The organism is Bifidobacterium sp. KRGSERBCFTRI (assembly GCF_025908335.1).
The window spans coordinates 2,003,883-2,023,896 of sequence record NZ_CP109653.1; the positions used below are offsets into that span (position 1 = coordinate 2,003,883).

Genomic DNA, 20,014 nt, shown 5'->3' on the forward strand with positions numbered 1-20,014 from the left:
AAGGCCCGACAACCGTGCGGCTGTCGGGCCTTCCATGCGTCATCTGCCATACACCGGTTCGAACAGCCGGTTTCAAGGGCAAATGACTCAGTGGAGGAAGTGGCGTGTGCCGGTGACGTACATGGTCACATTGGCCTTGCGTGCCGCTTCGAACACCTCCTCGTCACGAATCGATCCGCCTGGCTGCACGATGGCGCGCACGCCGGCGTCAATGAGAATTTCGGCGCCATCGGCGAACGGGAAGAAGGCGTCGGAGGCGGCGACCGCGCCCTTCGTGCGGTTGCGCCCATCATCGAGCGTATTGGCGCGTTCCACGGCCAGATGCGCCGAATCCACGCGGTTCACCTGTCCCATGCCGATGCCTACCGTCGCCATATCGTCGGCAATCAGGATCGCATTGGATTTGACGCAACGAATGGCGCGCCATGCGAATTCGAGATTCTTGAGCGTACGCTCGTCCGCGGCCTCACCGGCAACAAGCTTCCAAGCATCCGGATGGTCTCCCGGGGCATCAATCAGATCGGTGGACTGTACAAGCAACCCTCCGTCGATCTGCTTGAACTGGTATTTGGCCTTGGGGGGTTCGGCAACCTTGAGGATGCGCAGGTTCTTCTTCTTGGCTTGGAGAAGTGCGAGGGCCTCGGGCTCATAATCGGGGGCCACAATGACCTCGGTGAAAATCGAACGGATGTATTCGGCCATCTCCAGCGTCACCGTGGCGTTGGAGGCAATCACACCGCCATAGGCGCTCATTGGATCGCAGGCATGTGCCTTGCGGTGTGCTTCGGCGACGGTGGTTCCCACGGCCAGTCCGCACGGGTTGTTGTGCTTGACCACGGCGACGGCGATCTGGGGGGCGAAATCCCATACCGCGCGCCACGCGGCATCGGCGTCCACATAGTTGTTATAGCTCATGGGTTTGCCGCCAAGCTGCTCGGCGTCGGCGAACCCGCGGACATTGAGCGGATCTACATACAGGGCGGCATCCTGATGGGGGTTCTCACCGTATCGCAGAATATGCGCGCGGTTCCAGGAGCGGGTGTATTGGGCTGGGAACTTGCCAAGCTTCACCTGCTCGGTCGGATCCTCGGTACCCGCGTCAGCGATGGTGTCAATGGTCTCGTCGATGCTCGCAGGTTTCGGCCAATGGGCACTGGTCCACTCGTTGATCGTGGCATCGTAGGCAGCTGTGTGGGCAAAGGCCTTCGCCGCCAGCCAACGGCGTTCCTCCAAGGAGAATCCCTCGCCGTTCTCGATGCGCGTGGCCACCAAGGCATAGTCCGTCGGATCGGTGACAATAGCGACCGTGGCGCTGTTTTTCGCAGCCCCGCGAACCATGGATGGTCCGCCAATGTCAATCTTTTCGATGACGTCGGACTCCCCAGCTCCCGACCGCACGGTATCGGCGAACGGATACAGGTTGACCACCACCAGGTCGAATGGCTTGATACCGAATTCCTCGAGCTGCCGGGCATGGTCTTCATTCGTCATATCAGCCAGAATCCCGGCATGGATATGCGGATCAAGCGTCTTGACACGTCCGTCGAGGCATTCCGGGAAACCGGTCACCTGCGACACTTCGATCACATTCACACCGAGCTCTGCCAGCTTATTCGCGGTTGAACCAGTGGACACCACCTCGGTTCCGGCATCAATGAATGCCTGGGCCAGCACCTCGATGCCCTCCTTGTGGAATACCGAGACCAACGCCCTGCGAATCGGTCGGTTAGTCGTCACCTTTCGTCTCCTTCTGCGTAAACGTGGAATTGACCACGCGTGGGGTATGGGGGGTTTTGTGTTCTTTGCGTTCGTCATCAGGGGAATCCGCGGATTCCAACGGCAACGAAGTGCGGTTTGCGGCCCGTCGTTTCAACATCATGAGCATGAGCGAGTGGATGGCAACGATCACGATCGCGCTGATCCAGGATATTCCCAGACCAATCGCACATGGCCTTGCCACCACATTTGTGGAGCGCATCACATCAACCCCGACATCACGGAGCCTGCCGACTCCCAGCGACCCATTGGCCAGCCAGAATGCCAAGCTGCTCATCAGGGAGACCAGTGTGGCCGTGATGCAGAATGCGCCAGCCGGGTATGCGAAGCGCAACAGCAAATCGCGTACGTCCACGGGCTCATTCGGATCAATGCCCCGCACATGGAAACCCCGGTGGAGCAGCAACATGAGCAAACCGAACACGAATCCCAGCATAACCGGAATCAGCATCAGACAGGTGCGAATGCCCGCATTGTCGACAGGATGGGGGAACAAAGCGAATATGGGAAGCGAAGGCAACTCGTGAATCTGCGCCGACCACAACGAATATGAGGCGGCCTGCCCAATGTGGAATCCGCCGCCGAATACCCATGACAATGCCCATAACGCCATATTGGGCAACCATGCCAAGGCCATGATGCACATGAGGATGCGCGATCCGGTGTTCATGTGCATTGTCTTGAACATGGTGACCATGCTGGAATGATCCAGACAAATCCAAACGAACACGGTAATCAAACCGATGGAAAGGAATATCACCAGCAATCGCAAGGCCAGACGCACACCGACATGAATGCTGGAACGCACTGGTTGGGAGATGTGCTCGCGGCAGTAGAGGCGCCCCCTGTCCATCAGTGCGGAGCCGGGCAACGCTCTCCACGCGAAGCCCAGGGAAAACACCACCGCACATTTGAGCGCGATGAGCCAAATGGAATCGGTGAGTTGGATGCGTGTTTCACCGCTGCACCATAGGCAGAGCACAATCCAAGTTGCCACGCCCGCAAGATAGGCTGGCAGATCCGTGCTCCAGTGGGAGTAGACGGCACGGATTAGCAGGATCATCGCTAGTGTCAGGAGCAAAGGCGTGATGGTCAGGGTAATCGCCCCGGCATGCATGCCGATACCCTGACTGAGTAACACAATGACTCTGGTGAGTGGGACAGCGAACGACGACATCGTCTCGCCGCCCTCTTCCATGGCGAAGACCAGCAGGGCCAGCGCCATGAACACACCGACCGGAATGGCGAAGATCACCATGACCAGAACCGGTGCGAGCACACCTTTCAACCAGGGCGTTATCTGCTTCATCATATCTGCGCGGAAAGCACCTCACGCATGATCTGCGCAGCCTCGGAGGGGGTTCTGCCCACTCGGATGCCGGCCGCCTCAAGTGCCGCCTGCTTATCCTGAGCAGTCCCCTTGCCTCCGGACACAATGGCCCCCGCATGCCCCATCTGCTTGCCTTCGGGGGCGGTGAATCCGGCGATGTAGGCAACAACCGGTTTGGTCATGTTCTTGGCGGCCCATTGTGCGGCATCCTGTTCGGCATTGCCTCCGATCTCGCCGATCATCATGACCGCCTTGGTGTTCGGATCGGCTTCAAAGGCTTCGAGCGCCTCGAGCAGCGTGGTTCCCACGATGGGATCACCGCCAGCGCCGAGACAGGCCGTGAAACCGATGTCGGAGAGTTCGCCCATGAGCTGATAAGTGAGTGTGCCGGATTTGGATACCAATCCCAACGGGCCACGCGAGACGATGCCGTCGGGAATGATGCCAAGGTTGACGCCATGTGTATCGGTGGATTCCGGCAAGGTGAGGAGGCCCGGACAGTTCGGCCCGACGATGCGCACGCCTTTGCTGAGAGCGAGTTCCACGAAATAGGCGGAGTCCGCCACGGGGATGCCCTCGGTGATCACGACAACCACCTCGAAGCCTGCTTCGACGGCTTCGACAACGGCGTCCTTGGCGAAACGAGGGGGAACGAACACAACCGATGCCTTGGCACCGGTGATGTCTTTTGCCTCCTGGCAAGTGGCGAACACCGGTACCCTGACGGGGACGCCGTTTCCATCTTCGAATTCGAGGGTGGTGCCGGCCTTGCGTGGGTTCACGCCACCGACGATATTCGTGTTGGCCTTGAGCATGCGTGCGGTGTGCGTCATGCCCTGATGACCGGTGATGCCCTGTACGATGACGGGTGCGTCATCTTCGATGAACACGTTCACTTAACGCTCCTCCTTGCCATGGGCGGCGAGACGAGCCGCCTCGGCGGCCGCCTGCCCCATGGTCTCGCATACATGGATGTTCGGGTTATCGGCCTCGGCGAGAATCCGAAGCCCCTCATCGGCCTTGTTCCCCTCGAACCGAACGACCATCGGCTTGGATGCGCCGAGCTGATCCGCCGCCTCGAGAATGCCGAGAGCTACCTGTTCACAGGAGGTGATGCCTCCATACACATTGATGAACACGGATTCCACCTGGGGGTCGGAGAGAATGATCTCAAGGCTTTCGCACATGACCTGCGAGGAGGCTCCCCCGCCGATGTCGAGGAAGTTCGCGGCCTTCACACCGGTGCCCTGTTCCTCGCCCGCGAATGCGACGGCGTCGAGGGAGCTCATCACCAAGCCCGCCCCGTTGCCGATGACACCGACCTCGCCGGTGAGATGCACGTAATGCAGATTGTGTTCACGGGCACGCTGTTCAAACGGATCCGGGACGATCGGGTCGGCAAAGCGCTTCCATCCATCGTGACGGAAGGCTGCGTTGTCGTCGAGTGAGATTTTCGCATCCAATGCGCACAACGACTTCGAAGATTCGTCGTCCGGGTCGCCGACTTTGGCCAATGGGTTGATCTCCACGAGGGTGGCATCGTTCTGCTTGAAGCAGCGCCACATGTTGAGCAGGATCTGCGCCGCCTGAGCTGAATCCGCGTGGTAGAAGCCGATGCTCTCGGCCATTTTTGTTGCTGCTTCGAGGTCGAAGTCCTCAAGAGCGCTTATATGCAGCCGTTTCACAGATTCCGGATGCTTGCGTGCGACTTCTTCGACTTCAGTGCCGCCGTTGGCCGTGGCCAGGACGTCGAAGTCGCGCGAGGAGCGATCAACCGAGATGGACACATAGTATTCGTGGAGGATGTTCTTGGCTTCGGTCACCAGGATGCCACTCACCTTATGACCATGGATGGTCATCGGAAGGATATCCTCGGAGATGAGTATCGCCTCGTCACGGTCATGTGCAATGCGCACACCGCCTGCCTGCCCGCGATGTCCGATCTTCACCTGTGCCTTGATCACGACCGGATATCCGATGATGTCGGCGGCTTCGGCCACCTCATGTGAATTCTGTGCGAACACCGCCTTCGGCACATCGATGTCCTGCTCTTCGAGCAGCTGACGTGCCTGATATTCGTAAAGATCCATATTCCTCTACTCCACTGTTTCCTAAGCGGGCATCTTCAACAACGAGCCGTATGGATAGTCGCCGAGCGCCGTCCGTCCGTCAAGGCCCTCCAATTCCATGACGAATTCGTAGCCTGCGACCTTGCCTCCAGCCGATTCGATGAGGTCCTTCGCCGCCGCAGCCGAACCGCCGGTGGCGATCAGGTCATCGACAATGAGTATACGTTCATTGTTTCGGACACTGGTGTCTTCGATCTCCAAGGTGGCTTTGCCGTATTCGAGTGCATAGCTGCATGCATGCACCGGTGGAGGCAGCTTCCCGGCCTTGCGAATGGCAATGAATCCCTTGCCGAGTTGTGCGGCAAGGGCAGGTCCGAACAGGAACCCACGTGCTTCAAGGCCTGCGACCGCATCGAATTCGTCTGTGTGCACCGGTAAAGCGGCGATGAGCGCGTCGAGGAGAATACGAAGCCCTCGGGAGTCGGCGAATACTGGCATGAAATCGCGGAACAGGATGCCTTCGCGGGGGAAATCCGGAACGGTGCGAATGAGTGAGATGAGGTAGCGGGCATCGTCTTGCGACATGCTGGCAGCATTGGCCACATGAATGTCGGTCTGTGACATGTTCACCTTCGTTGATCGGCGGGTTGGCGGTGGTATTGGCAGTTTACTTGGACTGTGTTTCGAACGGTGAGGAATCCGCGTCCTCCGGGGTCTCAACCACGGAGGTTTCCTCCACGACGGTCTCGGAACCGTCGGATTCCGGTTCGTTCGAGGTAATCTGCGCCGGTTCGTCCTTCGGCAGTGGATTACCGTTCTCGTCGACGTCGTCGTCGCTCACATAGGCCGGACGAACATAGGCCCGGCTGACCGACTGCAGGCTGAAGCGCAGCAGCGATCCTTCGGAGTCGAGCACGATTTCTTCGTACTGCTCGTCCACTTCCACGACCTTGCCGATCAGGCCTCCGATGGTGATGACCTCAGTGCCCGGAGCGAGGCTCGTGCGGAACGCCTGACGCTCCTGCTGCTGCTTCTTGGCCTTCCGGGAAGAGTAGAACATCATAACGCCCATGAGGACGATGAGAACGATGAGCATCATATATTCCATGAGTGGACTCCTTAAAAACATGAGAAGGGGCAATAGCCCACGAAATCCTAAGCTTAGAATAGCTTGCTGACATCATCGGGGGTACCGTCGTCGGGTTTGAGACCCAAATGCTCCCATGCCTTGGCGGTGGCGAGACGGCCTTTCGGGGTGCGAATCAGGAAGCCTTCACGTACCAGATACGGTTCGCATACAGTCTCCACTGTCTCGGCCTCCTCCCCCACCATGGCGGATAGGTTGTTGAGACCCACCGGGCCACCGTTGAACTGCCGGACAATTGCATTGAGCACGGCGATGTCCAGGCGGTCCAGTCCTTCGGAATCGATTTGGTAGAGAGCCAGTGCGTCTTTGACATCGTCCGCCCCCACGCTGTCGAGATCGTGCACGATAGCCCAGTCGCGCACTCGCCGAAGCAAACGGTTCGCAATACGTGGTGTGCCGCGTGAGCGCAGCGACAACTGTCGCGCAGCCTGATCCTCCAATGGGAGGCCAAGCACGGAGGCAGAGCGTTCGATGAGTTTTTCCAGTTCCTCGTGAGGGTAGAAATCCAGATGCGCGGTGAAGCCGAATCGGGCGCGCAGCGGTGAGGGGAGCATGCCTTCGCGAGTGGTGGCTCCGATGACGGTGAACCGAGGCAGCGTCAGTGGAATAGAAGAGGCACCAGGCCCCTTGCCCACCATCACATCCACGCGGAAATCCTCCATGGCTATATACAGCAGTTCCTCCGCGGCGCGTGGAAGTCGGTGAATCTCATCGATGAACAACACTTCGCCCACATCCAGCGAACTGAGAATCGAAGCCAGATCTCCAGCATGTTGAATCGCCGGTCCCGACGTGACCCGGATGGGCACCCCAAGCTCATTGGCCACAATCATGGCCAATGTGGTCTTGCCCAAGCCGGGAGGACCCGCCATGAGGATGTGATCAGGAGCCACATCACGTTTGCGGGCAGCATCAAGGAAAAGCTGCAGCTGGGCCTTCAGTCTGGGTTGCCCTATGAAGCCCTCCAACACATGAGGACGCAGCTCCTCGTCGCTCACCGGTTCATTGCCGACCGGCACGGCCGACACCATGCGCAACGATTCATCCCGGGCATCGAGGTTGTCGGCTCCGGAATACTCCATTGGCTCCATGTTCGCGATTGCCACGAATTACCTCCCTCTGTCCAGTGATGTCAATGCCAGTCTGAGCACAGTCGGCACATTGCCTTCCTCCAGTGGCAACGCGATGCCACTGGAGGAAATGACCGAATCCACAGCCTGCTGTGCATCCGCCTGCTTCCAGCCCAGCGACATGAGACCCTCAACCACCTGTTCGACCCCCTTGTCGGTTGGGATGCGTTGCGTGGAAGTTGGCTCCCCTGTTTCGATTTTGTCGACGTCAATCGAGCCCTTGAGCTCCAGGATGATTTTCTGGGCACCTTTCCGGCCCAGACCGGGGGCGCGTGACAAGGCCTTGTCGTCACCGTCGTGGATTGCCTGTGCAAGGTCGTCGGGGGCCAGCGTGCTCAGAAGCGAAAGCGCCACCTTCGGTCCGACGCCACTCACCTTCTGCAGCTGGAGGAACATGCGTTTCGATCTGGCGTCGAGGAATCCGAACAGCGTGATGGCGTCCTGCGAGACGCTCATGGATGTGTATATTTTGACGTCCTGGCCCATATGCATGGCGGTGAGATCGTTGGAAGGCATACGCAATTCGAATCCAACCCCATGGACGTCCACCACCGCATTGGAAGTGTCCACCGACTCGACCCGGCCCTTGAGCATTCCGATCATTAGTCCTCCTGCCGAATTCGAACATATGTTCGGTAGTTTACATGCCTCTGCGGACTCCCCTTCTACGGGTGGCATGCTGCGTGGCCTGTGCCCATTGGCGTTGCGCCGGGGTGAGATGTTGCTCGCGTTCGCCGCCTTCAAGTGCACCGGATGGGCGCAGTGCATGGCATATGGCGATGGCCAAGGCGTCTGCGGCATCCGCGGGTGTGGGCAATGCGTTGAGATTGAGAATCCGAGCCACCATGCGCTCCATCTGGATCTTCTCCGCCTTGCCGTTGCCGGTGATCGCCATTTTCGATTCGGTCGGCGTGTGAAGCGCCACCGGAATACCGCGCTGGGCGGCGGCCAGCATGGCCATGCCGGCCGCTTGCGCCGTACCGAGCACGGTGTTTCGGTTCTCTTGGGCGAACACACGCTCGATTGAAACGGTGTCGGGAATGAATTCGTCCATCTTCGCACACAGGCCGTCGTAGATCTTGAGCAATCTCAGATCCTGCGATTCGTGCGGATCACTTCGCACCACATCGACGTGAATAAACGAAAGCCGGCGGTATGCGCCGGCTTCGATCACGCCGACCCCGCAGCGTGTGAGCCCGGGGTCAACGCCGAGAACGATCACGGATGACTACTCCTCGTCCAGCTGGGCGAGCACGTCGTCAGACGCGGTCCAGTTGCTGTAGATGTTCTGCACGTCATCGAGATCGTCGAGGTTGTCGATGAGCTTCGACACCTTGCGCGCGTCGTCGAGGCCAAGCTCGATCTCGTTCTTCGGGCGCATGACCAGATCCGCGGAGTCGTAATCGACGCCGGCATCCTGCAGGGCCTGACGCACTGTGATCAGATCCGAAGGAGCGGTGACGACCGTGTAGGTGTCGCCATCGTCGATCACATCCTCAGCGCCTGCTTCTGCGGCCTTCTCGAACAGATCGTCGAAATCAAGCCCCTCGGACGGCACGACGATCTCACCCTTGCGCTCGAAGTTGAAGCTCACGGCACCATTGGTGGCCAGCGAGCCACCTCCCTTGCCGAGGGTGGAGCGGACGTCGGCCGCAGCGCGATTGCGATTGTCGGTCAGGCATTCGATGATCAGGCCGACGCCTGCCGGTGCATAGCCTTCGTAGATGATCTCCTCATAGTTGGCGCCGCCGGCTTCGGCACCCGATCCACGGGCGACTGCACGCTTGATGTTGTCAGCGGGCATGGAGGCCTTCTTGGCCTTGTAGATCGCGTCATAGAGCGCCGGGTTGCCATCGGGGTCGCCACCGCCCTGACGGGCAGCGATCTCGATGTTCTTGATGAGCTTGGCGAACAGCTTGCCGCGCTTGGCGTCGATGGCGGCCTTCTTGTGCTTGGTGGTCGCCCATTTGGAATGGCCTGACATATTGCTCCTACAAAGATTGCGGATTCTTAGAACGTGTTGATTTTACAGCGTTTCTATGACAACGCCTTCGCATACACCTCGAGTACCTCATCGACCACGGTATTCCAGTCGAAGCTCCTGGAGCGTATGGAACCGGCCTGTGACAGGGATTGGCGGCGCGCCGGATCCTCGATGAGCTCGGTCATGCGGCGTGCGCAATCATTCGCATCGCGATTGACGAACAATGCTGCACTGCTCCCCTCCTCGGTGACGGCCCTGAACGCATCGAGGTCGGAGGCGATGACGGGGCAGCCCGCGGCCATCGCCTCAGCCAACACGATGCCGAAGCTCTCGCCGCCGGTTTGCGGGGCCACGTACATGCTCAACGAGCGATAGAACCTGGCTTTGTCCGCATCGCTTACACGTCCCAGGAATTCGAAGCGTTCCCGCAGCCCCTTGTCGGCGCCAATGGCGTCGAGTGTTTTTCCGCCGTCCTCCTGTCCGTCGCCTGCGACAAGGAACCGTGCGCTCGGGAATGCCTCATGCACAATCTTCGCGGCCTGAGCGAACACCGTGAATCCTTTGCGCTCCTCACCCATACGGCCCAGGAATCCGATGGTCGGCGCCTCTGGACTGCCCTGCCATTGTGGGTTCGGCTCCGCGCGTCGGTAGAAATCGCATTCGATGCCATTGGGGATGGTCTGGACCCCCACTTGCTGTGGCAGATAGTGTTCGGCGGTCTTTTGTGCGGACTCGGAGACGAAGATCGCTTCCCTCAGCGGCGAAAGGTATTTGCGCAGGTAGCGGGTGAACAATCTGAGCGCGCGTGGATATGGTTCGATCGAGGCATGGAATGTGGCCACCATGGGCGGCGCATCATGCATGACGAGAGGCTTGTGGCTCAGTGAAGGGGTTTCGGGTTCATGCAGATGCAGAATGTCAAAACCGCCGTCACGCACCCATTTTCTGGTGGTATGGCCGGCGTTGAGGAAATAGCTCAGATGCGCCCACGATCCGTTGTACGGGATGGCGAACGAGGAGTTGTTCGTATGGACATATTGGGGCATGTCCGCGGTTCTCCTGCCTGGTGCGAACACTTGGACCTCGTGCCCGCGCCGACGCAGTTGGCGGGCGAAATCGCGAATATGGTTCTGCACACCGCCCGGCGTCTCGAACGAGTATGGGCAGATGATGCCTACACGTAGTGCGTTCTGTTGTCCTGCCGTTCCGCTCTTCGTATGCAAAGACGGCGTATTCCTGTCAAACGATGGCATATTGGCATCTTGCTCGACTCGCTGGACTTTCACCGTGACATCGTTGCTTGTGCTCGCAACTCCTCGGGGACGTCTTTGAGACGCTCCATATCCAGATCCTCCAGGAATATCGGTTGGAGCATGTGCCAATCCTCAGGGTGTGCGGCGATGCCTCTTGCCCAGATGTCCACCCAATCCTGGCAGATGCAGCGGATTGCCTCCTCACGAGGCATGGAACGGTATCGCTCCACATCGATCGGCCCACTCACTTCACATACGTATCCGTATGGTGTGCGCGCCAAGCGGCGTCGTTCCCCGCTGAGTTTTTCGCGGTAGGTGTTGACGACGAACAGTGGCGTTCCGGTGTCGAATGCTATTGCGGCCGGTCCCCTGGCCACTCGGATGAACGATCCGAATGCGTTCACGAATTCGCCATGGCGGCTCAGATCCCGGTCCGCGAGCAACGGAACGAGCGTATGCGGAGTCCGCAGTGCCTCCTCAAGACGTTCGGTGAGCTTCGGCGTGCCTGTCAGGAAGATGGTCATGCCCAGATGTTCGCGTATGGACACGAACGCGTCGAGCATCTCCCTGTTGGCCAGTTTCTCCGCCACCGTGGTCACCGGTGCCACATCGAATTGCGCCCAGAACCCGTCGTAGTCCCAATTGCCCTGATGTCCCATGGCGATCGGAGCGGAGCCTGTCCCCTCCGAACCCGCCTGATGTTTGATCGCCTCGAATCCGTCCCCTGAACCATGGATCCGCGCAAGCAATTGCTCCTTGGATCGCGCGCCAACGGTCATTGCCTCGGAGAAATAGGTGAAATACGAACGCATGCCCTTGCGAGAGAGTTTGCGCAACGTCCTTCTATCGGGATCCGTTCCGTCACGCCAGGAGAGCACATGGGCTAGATTGCGCTCCAGCTGCCTTACCGAACCGATGTGCAATGCCCACGTCACATCCGCGGCAGCAAGGAACCCCCCTCGAACCATACGCTCGGGCAGCGCGTTCGGGTGGCGTGCGAGCCATGCCATCAATCTGTCGAACATCACAATTCGCCTTTCACACTCTGCCTATGAGCCCGGTCGTACAGGCGACGGCTGCGTGCCGTCACTGCTTGGAGACGCCGGCGTCGCCGTTGGCTCGCATGCTCACATAGACCTCGCGGATGCGCTGGAACACGGTGATCGTGCCGAGCAATGCGAGCACGGCCATGTCGATCATGAGCCAGAGCGGATTGTTGGCCAGGCCGCATATGGCCATGCCGACCAGGATGATCGTCAGGCGGTCGGACCGTGTCGCTACGCCGTTTTTCGCCTCGTAGCCGACTGACTGTGCTCGTGCACGTGCATATGAGGTGACGAACGAGGTCATGACCGAATAGATTGCCAACGCCATGCCGCTCACGCAAATCCAGTCGTAGCGTTGCCCGGCGTGTGCTGCAGTGAAGGTGGAATTGCGCACAAAGAAATAGATGATGCAGCCGAGCAGCACGGCCCAGTCGGCTATACGGTCGAGTGTGGAGTCGAGGAATGCCCCGAATTTCGTGCCTCCTGTGGTGATTGCGGCCACAGAACCGTCAAGCGAATCGAACACCACCAGAATGGTGAGTACCAAAGCTCCCCAGAACATCCATCCGGTGATTCCGGATGCGATGCCGACAATGGTGGTGCCGACCGCCCCGATGACAGTCACCGCGTTCGCGGTGATGCCCATTCGCGTCAATGCGCGTGCGATCGGCGCGATGAGCCGCTTGAACCATGGTCGAAGCTTTTCCAGCATGTTGTGTCCTGGGGTCAATGAGTAGAAACACTATGAGAATAGACAACAGCGCAGATATTGCTTGCGAATGGCTTTGGAAAAACACCGGTGGGGCCGGCGCTGGAATGCGCCTGACCCCACCGGTGCTGAATGCCGTGATATTCGCAGTGCGTCCTGTTTTACTCGGCGTCGGTGTCTGCGACGCCGAACTCGACATTCTCCACAGGCTGCCCGGTGGCTGCCTTGAAGTCGTCGACGCTGTTGACCTGCACACGCTTGGTGATCGTCTCCAGAATCCACGCCTTGGCTTGGTCGACCGGCACGCCGTTGAGTTGGCTGCCGTCACGGAAGCGGAAGCTCACGGCGTTGTTGTTCATATCCTCCTCGCCGGCGATGATGATGTACGGCACTTTCGATTTGGAGGCGTTGCGGATCTTCTTGCCGAAACGATCATCGGAATTGTCGGTCTCGACGCGCACAAGGTCCTCTTCGAGCGAATTCATGAACTTGTCGAGATGCGGGGCGAATTCGTCCGCCACCGGCACACCGAGAGCCTGCACGGGAGCCAGCCACGCCGGGAAGGCGCCGGCATAGTGCTCGAGCAGAATCGCGAAGAAACGCTCGATGGAACCGAACAACGCACGATGGATCATTACGGGGCGCTGGTGCGATCCATCCGGAGCGATGTACTCCAACTGGAAACGCTCCGGCAGATTGAAGTCGAGCTGAATCGTGGAGACCTGCCAAGTGCGTCCGATTGCGTCGCGGGCCTGCACCGAGATCTTCGGACCATAGAATGCGGCGCCACCCGGATCCGCCACGAGTTCGAGACCGGATTCCTCGGCCACCTCGGCGAGGGTGTTGGTCGCCTCCTCCCAGATCTCGTCGGAGCCGACGAACTTGTGCTCGTCCTTCGTGGAAAGCTCCAAGTAGAAATCGTTGAGACCATAGTCCTTGAGCACTTTGAGCACGAAGTTGAGCAGGTTCTTGAGCTCGTCCTTCATCTGCTCACGGGTGCAGTAGATGTGGGAATCATCCTGAGTCAGACCGCGCACGCGGGTCAGTCCGTGAACCACGCCGGACTTCTCGTAGCGGTAGACGGTGCCGAACTCGAAGAGGCGCAACGGCAGTTCTCGGTAGGAACGCTGGCGTGACTTGAAGATGAGGTTGTGCATCGGGCAGTTCATCGGCTTGAGGTAATAGTCGAAGCCCTGCTTGACGATGTTGCCGTTCTCGTCCTTTTCCTCATCCAGATGCATCGGCGGATACATGCCGTCCTTGTACCACTGCAGGTGTCCGGACGTCTCATACAGGCCGCCCTTGGTGATGTGCGGAGTCTGCACGAAGCTGTAGTGATTCTTGCGGTGCATCTCGCGGGAGTAGTCCTCCATCGCGTTGATAATCGCGGCGCCCTTTGGATGGAACACGGCAAGACCCGGGCCGATCTCGTCAGGGAACGAGAACAGGTCCATTTCCTGACCGAGTTTGCGGTGGTCGCGTTTGGCGGCCTCCTCCATGCGGGTCTGGTAGGCCTTGAGCTCGTCCTTGGTGGGGAACGCCACGCCGTAGATGCGCTGGAGCATGGGGTTCGCCTCCGAACCCTTCCAATACGCGGCGGCGGCGCGCTCCAGCTTGAATGCCTTGATATAGCGGGTGTTCGGCAGGTGCGGTCCACGGCAGAGATCCGACCACACCACATTGCCCTCACGGTCGAGATTGTCGTACATACTCAGCTCCTTATGGCTGATGTCTACGGCCGCCTCGGTCTCGAGCGCATCTTCCTTGTCTTTGATGAGCTCGATCTTGTACGGCTCATCAGCCTCTTCGCGCAGGGCCTCCTCTTCGCTCACCACTCGGCGCTGGAAGCGCTGCGCCGACTTGATGATGCGTTGCATGTGCTTTTCGATGGTCTTCAGGTCATCCGGCGTGAATGGATCCTTCACGTCGAAGTCGTAGTAGAAACCGTTCTCGATCACCGGGCCAATGCCGAGCTTGGCATCCGGGCGTACCTCCTGCACGGCCTGTGCCATGACATGGGTGGCCGAATGGCGCATGATGCCTGTGCCATCCGGCGAGTCGAGGGTCACGGATTCGACGTTGTCGCCATCGTGCAGAGGCGTGTAGAGGTCTCGCAACTCGCCATTGAGACGCACTGCGATGATGTTCTTGTCGTCTGCGAACAGTTCGACGCCGGTCTGGCTTGCTTCCACCTCCTTCGCCTCGCCGTTGACTGTGATGGAGATGTGTGCTTCTGCCATGAGGTGTCCTTTGCTATCTGGGTCCGCGGTACAAGGTGCAGACCTGGACTATGTAGTGTTACGACATAAAACTTAGGGTTCAGTTCAGACAAAGTGGCTCCCCTGTCTCACACCTGACAGGCTTCGGCGAACCAATGTGAGCAGATGGCAGCGCGATTCGGACGTGCCGTCATCTGCTCGAGGCGGATTGCCTTCCCGGTCGGTATCCAGACCCATTCACTGTTTTCCGCAGACTTCGTCGAGGAACCAACGCTCGTGACTCACCACGATCCCGCGTGTATGCTCATCGACATGATTCGTGGGCTCGTCGAGTACCAGTACATCGGGACGGGAGTATAGCGCACAGGCGATCTGCAGACGTTTGCGCTCGCCGCCACTGAGGGGGTCATACCGGTAACCCCAATCGTCGCCGATGCCGAGTGCGTCGCGCAAGGCAATGGATTCGGCGAACCAGTCATCGCGGAACTCTGCGAGTCCCTCAGGTTCCGAAACGCATTCCTGTTTGCAGTACGCGCAGATGAGCGTCCGCGGACTCGGCTGTACTTCGCCCCGCGTAGGTGTGCGCCGTCCGCAGATCAGTTGCGCGAGCGTGGTCTTGCCGAGACCGTTGTCTGCGAGCAACGCGGTCCAACCGTGTGACAATGACGCGTTGAAATGATCGAACAGCGGTTCGCTGGAATCTGTGTATTGATATGAGATGTCGTGAAGCACCAGATTGCCTACCATGTCAGCTCCTTGCCGATATGGCGTACTGCATATGTGTGAAACAGCGAGTAAGACCTGAATGCGAATGGGAATCACTGTGCACAGTGGACACGGCAGCACGCGTAACGCGTCTGGTTTGCTGGGTTACTCACTGTGTCCAGATGCGCAAGTGCTTGCCGACCTCCGTTGAGCATTCTCTTGGCATGTGGGAGAATGTGCTTGAAAATAGAAGAGAGCGGACAACGGGACTCGAACCCGCGGTCTCGACCTTGGCAAGGTCGCGCTTTACCAACTAAGCTATGTCCGCATGTGCTTGAAGCACGAGTTATTAATTTACTATAATTTTCCGATTGCGCAACTTCGGCGTGTCGTGTATGTTCAGATAGCGCACGACACCGGTGGAAAGGAACTGAACATGAGTGAGATTTCCATTGCCGAAAACACGCAGCTGCAGACAATACGCGATCTGAGCATCGCCACCTTCAGGCAGACGTTCGCCGGTACCAATACCGAAGAGGATATGCGCGACTATATCGCCCATGGGCTCTCCCCCGAGGTGTTGGGCAAGGAGCTGGCAGACCCGCTGCAGACGTTTTTCGTCGCAACGGTGGATGGTGTGCCGGCAGGGTATATGAAGGTCAATCTCGGCACGGCGCAAACGGAGCGTATGCCGGACGACCATGCCGAAGTCCAGAGACTCTACGTGCTTGCGGATTTCAAACGTCACGGTTTGGGAACCAGGTTCATGCGTACGGCAGAGCAGTTCGCGTCGGCACATGGCAAGCAAACGCTGTGGCTCGGCGTATGGGAGCATAACGAACCGGCCAAGGCGTTCTATCGTAGAATGGGATTCGTCGAAACCGGTGCACATACTTTCGTGCTTGGATCGGATGCGCAGACCGACCTGATTATGAAACATGCATTGACCGCTTGCTGATCACATCTTTCGCCCTGTTCCCCGATGCCCGCTGGTGTGGCACGGTCATCGATAGAGGTATTTCCCTTCATCCATGTTGCGGGCAATGTCCTGCAATTCGGAGGCGAGACGCCTGTCTTCCTCCGATCCGTCGCGCAAGCGGTGCGCCTTGCGGTCTAGGCGGTACTCATTGGCGAAATACACGGATATCGCGAGGATGACGATTGCCGCGATGATCCAGACCATTATTTCCTTTCGATGGGCGTATTGTGTGCTTCGTATTCATGGTGCAATCAGGTATACGCCATGATCAGTATGAATGGGGTCGCATAGCAGAGCAGAATGAAAACCGCTCTGGAGAGCAGCCCTCTGAGGGTCACCGGACGCGGAACGAGCCTGTTCCTGCTTGTGAGGTACCCATACGTTTCGGAGACGACCGCGTATATGATCAGCATGAGGATCAGGAACACGGTATCGACCCACCTGCGCTCACCCCATACCAGGGCGCCTGCGGCAATCAGATAGATGAACGTCATGACGGCCGTGCACCAATGAAAACTGACGAAGTGCCGACCGAGTCGGTAAACCGGCCTCGAGGTGGCCTGCCATATCTTGCGAGCCAACGCGAAAGCTCTGTTTGCTTGCCGTTCATTCATGACTCTTCCCTTCGTCCCTCATATCAGGTGCGCCCTCTTTCGCCTGCCCATCTGGTTGCCGCCGTACATTATGCAGATGCCTGCACAGCACTATGACTGCGGTAATCACCGCAGTCCAAAAGGCCATTGCACTGATGAAAAGCGCTGTCATGCACATTCCCCCTGCCATGGTCTGCATACGAGGGCAAGCACCATCGCAATGGCATACGCTTCCTCATGCGTGATGGATATTGTTGCATCATTCCTCGGCTAGCGATACAACCGGGAATGAGAAGCACCCCTACCCAGCCACTTAATATACAGTTCGACCCGTGCCCGATACAATGAGCAGTGCCTGAATAGTGGTTTATAAGTCGTATTCTGTCTCTGGGCGTTTCATTCCCCTTCTCGGTATTGGGGACGGTCTAGTATTCTTGGACTCCGTCGTCGTTGTCTTGATTAAGCCATGAGACCCAATCCTTGCCAGGGCCGACCGATATTTATTCATGCGTCTCAGCTGCCGCCCCAGGCGCACAACACGCTTAGTTCTATACGCCCGGCATGTCGACCCTGATGCCAACGGACAAGCCGAAACAAAAAGCCTCGTGGACAACAGTCCACGAGGCCTCAGGTGGGTGATGTAGGAATCGAACCTACGACCCCTTCCGTGTGAAGGAAGTGCGCTAGCCGCTGCGCCAATCACCCGTATTCAGTTATTGTATCCGATGGCTCGGATCGTGGGCGATACAAGATTCGAACTTGTGACCCCTTCCGTGTCAGGGAAGTGCGCTACCTCTGCGCCAACCGCCCGGTTGGTCCCGGGCATCTTTCGATGCCGTCGAGGTGGGTACGAGAGTCGAACTCGTCTATACGGCTTTGCAGGCCGCTGCCTAACCGCTTGGCTAACCCACCGTAAGGTTCGTTAAACTCATCGGACCTTAGAGCGGACAACGGGACTCGAACCCGCGGTCTCGACCTTGGCAAGGTCGCGCTTTACCAACTAAGCTATGTCCGCATGTGTTTCTGGCGTTGTTTCCTCTGCCTGAGCACGAGTCACTACTATATCGAACTCCTGGAAGTTTGCAAGTTCGGCGTGTCGTAATCGTTGGATCATCTCTCCGTATAGGATTGCAGTAGAGAGATACACAACAGTGACCGCGCGTTTTGCTCACGGTTCCTCCACATTGCTTCACTGTGGGATTACCTTCACAAAATGCAGCTTTTCAAGGGATGCAGTGGTGTCCATGAATGAGCGAGGAACCAGAGTCAAATACGTCATGGTCGCGGCCTTCGATGGCTGGAATGACGCATGCCAGAGTGCCACCGATGTGATTCGGCATCTGGTCTCCCGTTATAGGTCTTTGGAGATTGGCCACATCAACAAAGACGGATACTACGATTACCAATCCGCCCGTCCAATGCAGTGCACCATTCAGGGTTCACGTTGCATCCTATGGCCGCAGACCGTTTTCTATGACATCGCAGTGAGCGACTCGCTTCATATTCTTGCGCAATTGGGGCCGGAGCCGAACTACCAGTGGCTTGAATACTGCCGCGGTAGCCTGCGTTTCGCCGAACAGTATGACGTCGAATGCATCGTCACGCTGGGATCCATGCTGGCGGAGTGCCCACACACGCGCCCGTTGCCCATAGATATCTCGAACAACGGCAAGCCGCTGGATCCTGATTATGAATACAATGGGCCCATCGGAATCACGCATGCGCTTGACATGATGGCCATCGAACAGGGATTCAACACCACATCCCTGTGGGTTTCCATCCCCCGCTATCTCGGGTCCGCTGATCCATGCCCACAGGCAACCCTGACACTGTTGCGGGAGCTCGGCGAGATCTTGGGGCTCGATCTTCCGGCGGGCACCATAGAGAACAAAGCGAAACAATGGCGTTCCCGGTGCGATGTCACCGTGCGTAACAACGTTGATTTCGAGCATTTCGTGAGTCAGCTGGAACGTGATTACGATCTGCATCAGCATGCCAAGGAACTTTCGTCGGCGGGGACGCCGATGGCTGAGCAGCTGGTGCAGGAGGCCGAGGCATTCCTACGGGATCAGGATTGAGAGCCAGTTCTCCCTAGCGCCATAGGCCTCCTGCCTTGGATATGAGAATACCTCCCGAATCGGGAGGTATTCTCATATCCAAGGCAGGACATATCAGGCATTACCGGAGACCGGAATGCCCTCCAGCGGCGAGAGCACGCCGCACAACAGCAAGATAGCCACGATGATGGCCAGGGCGATGCGATAGATGGCAAAGGCCTTGTAGGAATAGGTGGATACGAATTTGAGGAATCCGATGATCACGATGTAACCGACCACAAACGCCACGACGGTGGCGGCGATGGTGGCGCCCCATCCTGGGAACATCGCGTCGGCATTGACGTCTTTGATCGCCTTGACAGCTTCGAGAATGCCTGCGCCGAACACGGCGGGGATGGCCATGAGGAATGCGGCGCGCACTGCCGCCTCGCGTTTGTACCCCATTGCTCGTCCGAAGGTGATGGTGCCACCGGAGCGTGATACGCCCGGAATAAGCGCGAGCATCTGGCCGATGCCAAACCAGATCGCATCCTTCGTGTTCATGTCGTCGAGTGTCTTGACCTGGCGGGCGCGGTCGTCGACAATCCACAGGATCACGCCGAATATGAACAGCATGGCCACCGTGATCCATAGATTGCGCAGCGTCGTCTCAATGGCATGCTGGAACAGTACGCCCGCGATGAGAATCGGAATGGTGGCGATGATGATGTACCAGCCCAGACGAGCGTCCTTGTTATGCGCTCCGAAACGAGAGGCCCTGTCCTTCCCCTCCTTGCCGGCGAGGCATAGGCACCAGGACTTCAGGATGTTCCAGATGTCGCGGCGGAAATACAGCAGCACTGCCAATTCGGTTCCGATCTGGATGATGGCGGTGAACGCGGCACCTGGGTCTCCGCCGAGCATGAGATCGCCGACGATGCGGACATGGGCGCTGGAGGATACCGGCAGGTATTCGGTGAGTGCCTGCACCAGTCCGAGGAATATGGCCTGGAAGAAATTCATAAATCCTCTTTACGA

20 protein-coding genes and 5 tRNA genes are annotated in these 20,014 nt (G+C 58.3%); 2 read left to right on the top strand and 23 right to left on the bottom strand.

Annotated elements, in window-relative coordinates; genetic code table 11:
• Positions 1-87: 87 nt before the first annotated feature.
• From purH to OGI63_RS08745, 16 genes are all read right to left on the bottom strand, one after another.
• On the bottom strand, positions 88-1,737 hold the full coding sequence (purH, locus tag OGI63_RS08670; RefSeq protein ID WP_004217965.1) for a bifunctional phosphoribosylaminoimidazolecarboxamide formyltransferase/IMP cyclohydrolase: 1,650 nt from the start codon (positions 1,735-1,737) through the stop codon (positions 88-90).
• The gene (locus OGI63_RS08675) at positions 1,727-3,088 is read right to left on the bottom strand and encodes a DUF6350 family protein (protein ID WP_004217964.1); all 1,362 of its coding nucleotides are present in this window, start codon (positions 3,086-3,088) and stop codon (positions 1,727-1,729) included. Before OGI63_RS08675 ends, purH begins: the two co-directional genes overlap by 11 nt.
• Positions 3,085-4,002: a succinate--CoA ligase subunit alpha gene (gene sucD / locus OGI63_RS08680; protein ID WP_004217963.1), complete on the bottom strand. Its 918-nt coding sequence runs from the start codon at positions 4,000-4,002 to the stop codon at positions 3,085-3,087. The genes OGI63_RS08675 and sucD overlap by 4 nt, the downstream gene beginning before the upstream one ends.
• On the bottom strand, positions 4,003-5,196 hold the full coding sequence (gene sucC / locus OGI63_RS08685) for an ADP-forming succinate--CoA ligase subunit beta (RefSeq protein ID WP_004217962.1): 1,194 nt from the start codon (positions 5,194-5,196) through the stop codon (positions 4,003-4,005). It abuts the gene before it with no gap.
• Between the two features lie 21 nt (positions 5,197-5,217).
• Positions 5,218-5,799 (bottom strand): adenine phosphoribosyltransferase, encoded by a 582-nt coding sequence (locus tag OGI63_RS08690; protein ID WP_004217961.1) that lies wholly within the window; start codon positions 5,797-5,799, stop codon positions 5,218-5,220.
• A 43-nt stretch (positions 5,800-5,842) separates the two neighbouring features.
• A complete protein-coding gene (gene yajC / locus OGI63_RS08695; protein WP_004217960.1) occupies positions 5,843-6,283 on the bottom strand; it encodes a preprotein translocase subunit YajC in 441 nt (146 codons plus the stop codon).
• Positions 6,284-6,336: 53 nt separating this feature from the next.
• Entirely contained in the window at positions 6,337-7,404 is a 1,068-nt protein-coding gene (ruvB, locus tag OGI63_RS08700) for a Holliday junction branch migration DNA helicase RuvB (protein WP_004217959.1), read from the bottom strand.
• Between the two features lie 27 nt (positions 7,405-7,431).
• On the bottom strand, positions 7,432-8,055 hold the full coding sequence (gene ruvA / locus OGI63_RS08705; RefSeq protein ID WP_004217958.1) for a Holliday junction branch migration protein RuvA: 624 nt from the start codon (positions 8,053-8,055) through the stop codon (positions 7,432-7,434).
• A 37-nt stretch (positions 8,056-8,092) separates the two neighbouring features.
• Positions 8,093-8,674: a crossover junction endodeoxyribonuclease RuvC gene (ruvC, locus tag OGI63_RS08710; RefSeq protein ID WP_004217955.1), complete on the bottom strand. Its 582-nt coding sequence runs from the start codon at positions 8,672-8,674 to the stop codon at positions 8,093-8,095.
• A gap of 6 nt (positions 8,675-8,680) precedes the next feature.
• Positions 8,681-9,436, bottom strand: coding sequence for a YebC/PmpR family DNA-binding transcriptional regulator (locus tag OGI63_RS08715; RefSeq protein ID WP_004217954.1), 756 nt, complete (start codon positions 9,434-9,436; stop codon positions 8,681-8,683).
• A gap of 53 nt (positions 9,437-9,489) precedes the next feature.
• Positions 9,490-10,659, bottom strand: coding sequence for a glycosyltransferase family 4 protein (locus tag OGI63_RS08720; RefSeq protein WP_004217953.1), 1,170 nt, complete (start codon positions 10,657-10,659; stop codon positions 9,490-9,492).
• 59 nt (positions 10,660-10,718) lie between these two features.
• A complete protein-coding gene (locus tag OGI63_RS08725) occupies positions 10,719-11,714 on the bottom strand; it encodes a phosphatidylinositol mannoside acyltransferase (protein WP_004217951.1) in 996 nt (331 codons plus the stop codon).
• A gap of 61 nt (positions 11,715-11,775) precedes the next feature.
• Positions 11,776-12,447: a CDP-alcohol phosphatidyltransferase family protein gene (locus OGI63_RS08730; protein WP_004217950.1), complete on the bottom strand. Its 672-nt coding sequence runs from the start codon at positions 12,445-12,447 to the stop codon at positions 11,776-11,778.
• A 158-nt stretch (positions 12,448-12,605) separates the two neighbouring features.
• Positions 12,606-14,684, bottom strand: coding sequence for a threonine--tRNA ligase (gene thrS, locus OGI63_RS08735; RefSeq protein ID WP_004217949.1), 2,079 nt, complete (start codon positions 14,682-14,684; stop codon positions 12,606-12,608).
• Between the two features lie 216 nt (positions 14,685-14,900).
• Entirely contained in the window at positions 14,901-15,410 is a 510-nt protein-coding gene (locus tag OGI63_RS08740) for an ATP-binding cassette domain-containing protein (RefSeq protein ID WP_004217948.1), read from the bottom strand.
• 213 nt (positions 15,411-15,623) lie between these two features.
• A tRNA-Gly gene (locus OGI63_RS08745) sits at positions 15,624-15,696 on the bottom strand.
• Positions 15,697-15,804: 108 nt separating this feature from the next.
• Between OGI63_RS08745 and OGI63_RS08750 the strand changes: the two genes are divergently transcribed.
• Complete coding sequence (locus tag OGI63_RS08750) at positions 15,805-16,326, top strand: GNAT family N-acetyltransferase (RefSeq protein ID WP_004217947.1); 522 nt, start codon at positions 15,805-15,807, stop codon at positions 16,324-16,326.
• 45 nt (positions 16,327-16,371) lie between these two features.
• Here OGI63_RS08750 and OGI63_RS08755 read toward each other — a convergent pair whose 3' ends face one another.
• From OGI63_RS08755 to OGI63_RS08780, 6 genes are all read right to left on the bottom strand, one after another.
• Positions 16,372-16,551: a hypothetical protein gene (locus tag OGI63_RS08755; RefSeq protein WP_004217946.1), complete on the bottom strand. Its 180-nt coding sequence runs from the start codon at positions 16,549-16,551 to the stop codon at positions 16,372-16,374.
• Between the two features lie 47 nt (positions 16,552-16,598).
• The gene (locus OGI63_RS08760) at positions 16,599-16,841 is read right to left on the bottom strand and encodes a hypothetical protein (protein WP_014710572.1); all 243 of its coding nucleotides are present in this window, start codon (positions 16,839-16,841) and stop codon (positions 16,599-16,601) included.
• 731 nt (positions 16,842-17,572) lie between these two features.
• Positions 17,573-17,645: transfer RNA gene (locus OGI63_RS08765), tRNA-Val, on the bottom strand.
• A 33-nt stretch (positions 17,646-17,678) separates the two neighbouring features.
• Positions 17,679-17,750, bottom strand: a tRNA-Val gene (locus tag OGI63_RS08770).
• Positions 17,751-17,781: 31 nt separating this feature from the next.
• Positions 17,782-17,852: transfer RNA gene (locus OGI63_RS08775), tRNA-Cys, on the bottom strand.
• A gap of 30 nt (positions 17,853-17,882) precedes the next feature.
• Positions 17,883-17,955: transfer RNA gene (locus OGI63_RS08780), tRNA-Gly, on the bottom strand.
• Positions 17,956-18,217: 262 nt separating this feature from the next.
• Here OGI63_RS08780 and OGI63_RS08785 point away from each other — a divergent pair.
• On the top strand, positions 18,218-19,018 hold the full coding sequence (locus OGI63_RS08785) for a PAC2 family protein (protein ID WP_004217941.1): 801 nt from the start codon (positions 18,218-18,220) through the stop codon (positions 19,016-19,018).
• Positions 19,019-19,111: 93 nt separating this feature from the next.
• Here the strand turns inward: OGI63_RS08785 and OGI63_RS08790 are convergent, their stop codons facing one another.
• Positions 19,112-19,999, bottom strand: a complete 888-nt coding sequence (locus OGI63_RS08790) for an undecaprenyl-diphosphate phosphatase (RefSeq protein WP_004217939.1) — start codon at positions 19,997-19,999, stop codon at positions 19,112-19,114.
• Positions 20,000-20,014 lie beyond the last annotated feature (15 nt).

Excerpts from the sequence above, each read along its gene's own strand:
- OGI63_RS08675 (WP_004217964.1), bottom strand. The coding sequence starts at position 3,088 with ATGATGAAGCAGATAACGCCCTGGTTGAAAGGTGTGCTCGCACCGGTT.
- sucC (WP_004217962.1), bottom strand. The coding sequence starts at position 5,196 with ATGGATCTTTACGAATATCAGGCACGTCAGCTGCTCGAAGAGCAGGAC.
- OGI63_RS08690 (WP_004217961.1), bottom strand. The coding sequence starts at position 5,799 with ATGTCACAGACCGACATTCATGTGGCCAATGCTGCCAGCATGTCGCAA.
- yajC (WP_004217960.1), bottom strand. The coding sequence starts at position 6,283 with ATGGAATATATGATGCTCATCGTTCTCATCGTCCTCATGGGCGTTATG.
- ruvB (WP_004217959.1), bottom strand. The coding sequence starts at position 7,404 with ATGGAGTATTCCGGAGCCGACAACCTCGATGCCCGGGATGAATCGTTG.
- ruvA (WP_004217958.1), bottom strand. The coding sequence starts at position 8,055 with ATGATCGGAATGCTCAAGGGCCGGGTCGAGTCGGTGGACACTTCCAAT.
- OGI63_RS08715 (WP_004217954.1), bottom strand. The coding sequence starts at position 9,436 with ATGTCAGGCCATTCCAAATGGGCGACCACCAAGCACAAGAAGGCCGCC.
- OGI63_RS08725 (WP_004217951.1), bottom strand. The coding sequence starts at position 11,714 with ATGTTCGACAGATTGATGGCATGGCTCGCACGCCACCCGAACGCGCTG.
- OGI63_RS08730 (WP_004217950.1), bottom strand. The coding sequence starts at position 12,447 with ATGCTGGAAAAGCTTCGACCATGGTTCAAGCGGCTCATCGCGCCGATC.
- thrS (WP_004217949.1), bottom strand. The coding sequence starts at position 14,684 with ATGGCAGAAGCACACATCTCCATCACAGTCAACGGCGAGGCGAAGGAG.
- OGI63_RS08740 (WP_004217948.1), bottom strand. The coding sequence starts at position 15,410 with ATGGTAGGCAATCTGGTGCTTCACGACATCTCATATCAATACACAGAT.
- OGI63_RS08750 (WP_004217947.1), top strand. The coding sequence starts at position 15,805 with ATGAGTGAGATTTCCATTGCCGAAAACACGCAGCTGCAGACAATACGC.
- OGI63_RS08755 (WP_004217946.1), bottom strand. The coding sequence starts at position 16,551 with ATGGTCTGGATCATCGCGGCAATCGTCATCCTCGCGATATCCGTGTAT.
- OGI63_RS08760 (WP_014710572.1), bottom strand. The coding sequence starts at position 16,841 with ATGACGTTCATCTATCTGATTGCCGCAGGCGCCCTGGTATGGGGTGAG.
- OGI63_RS08785 (WP_004217941.1), top strand. The coding sequence starts at position 18,218 with ATGGTCGCGGCCTTCGATGGCTGGAATGACGCATGCCAGAGTGCCACC.
- OGI63_RS08790 (WP_004217939.1), bottom strand. The coding sequence starts at position 19,999 with ATGAATTTCTTCCAGGCCATATTCCTCGGACTGGTGCAGGCACTCACC.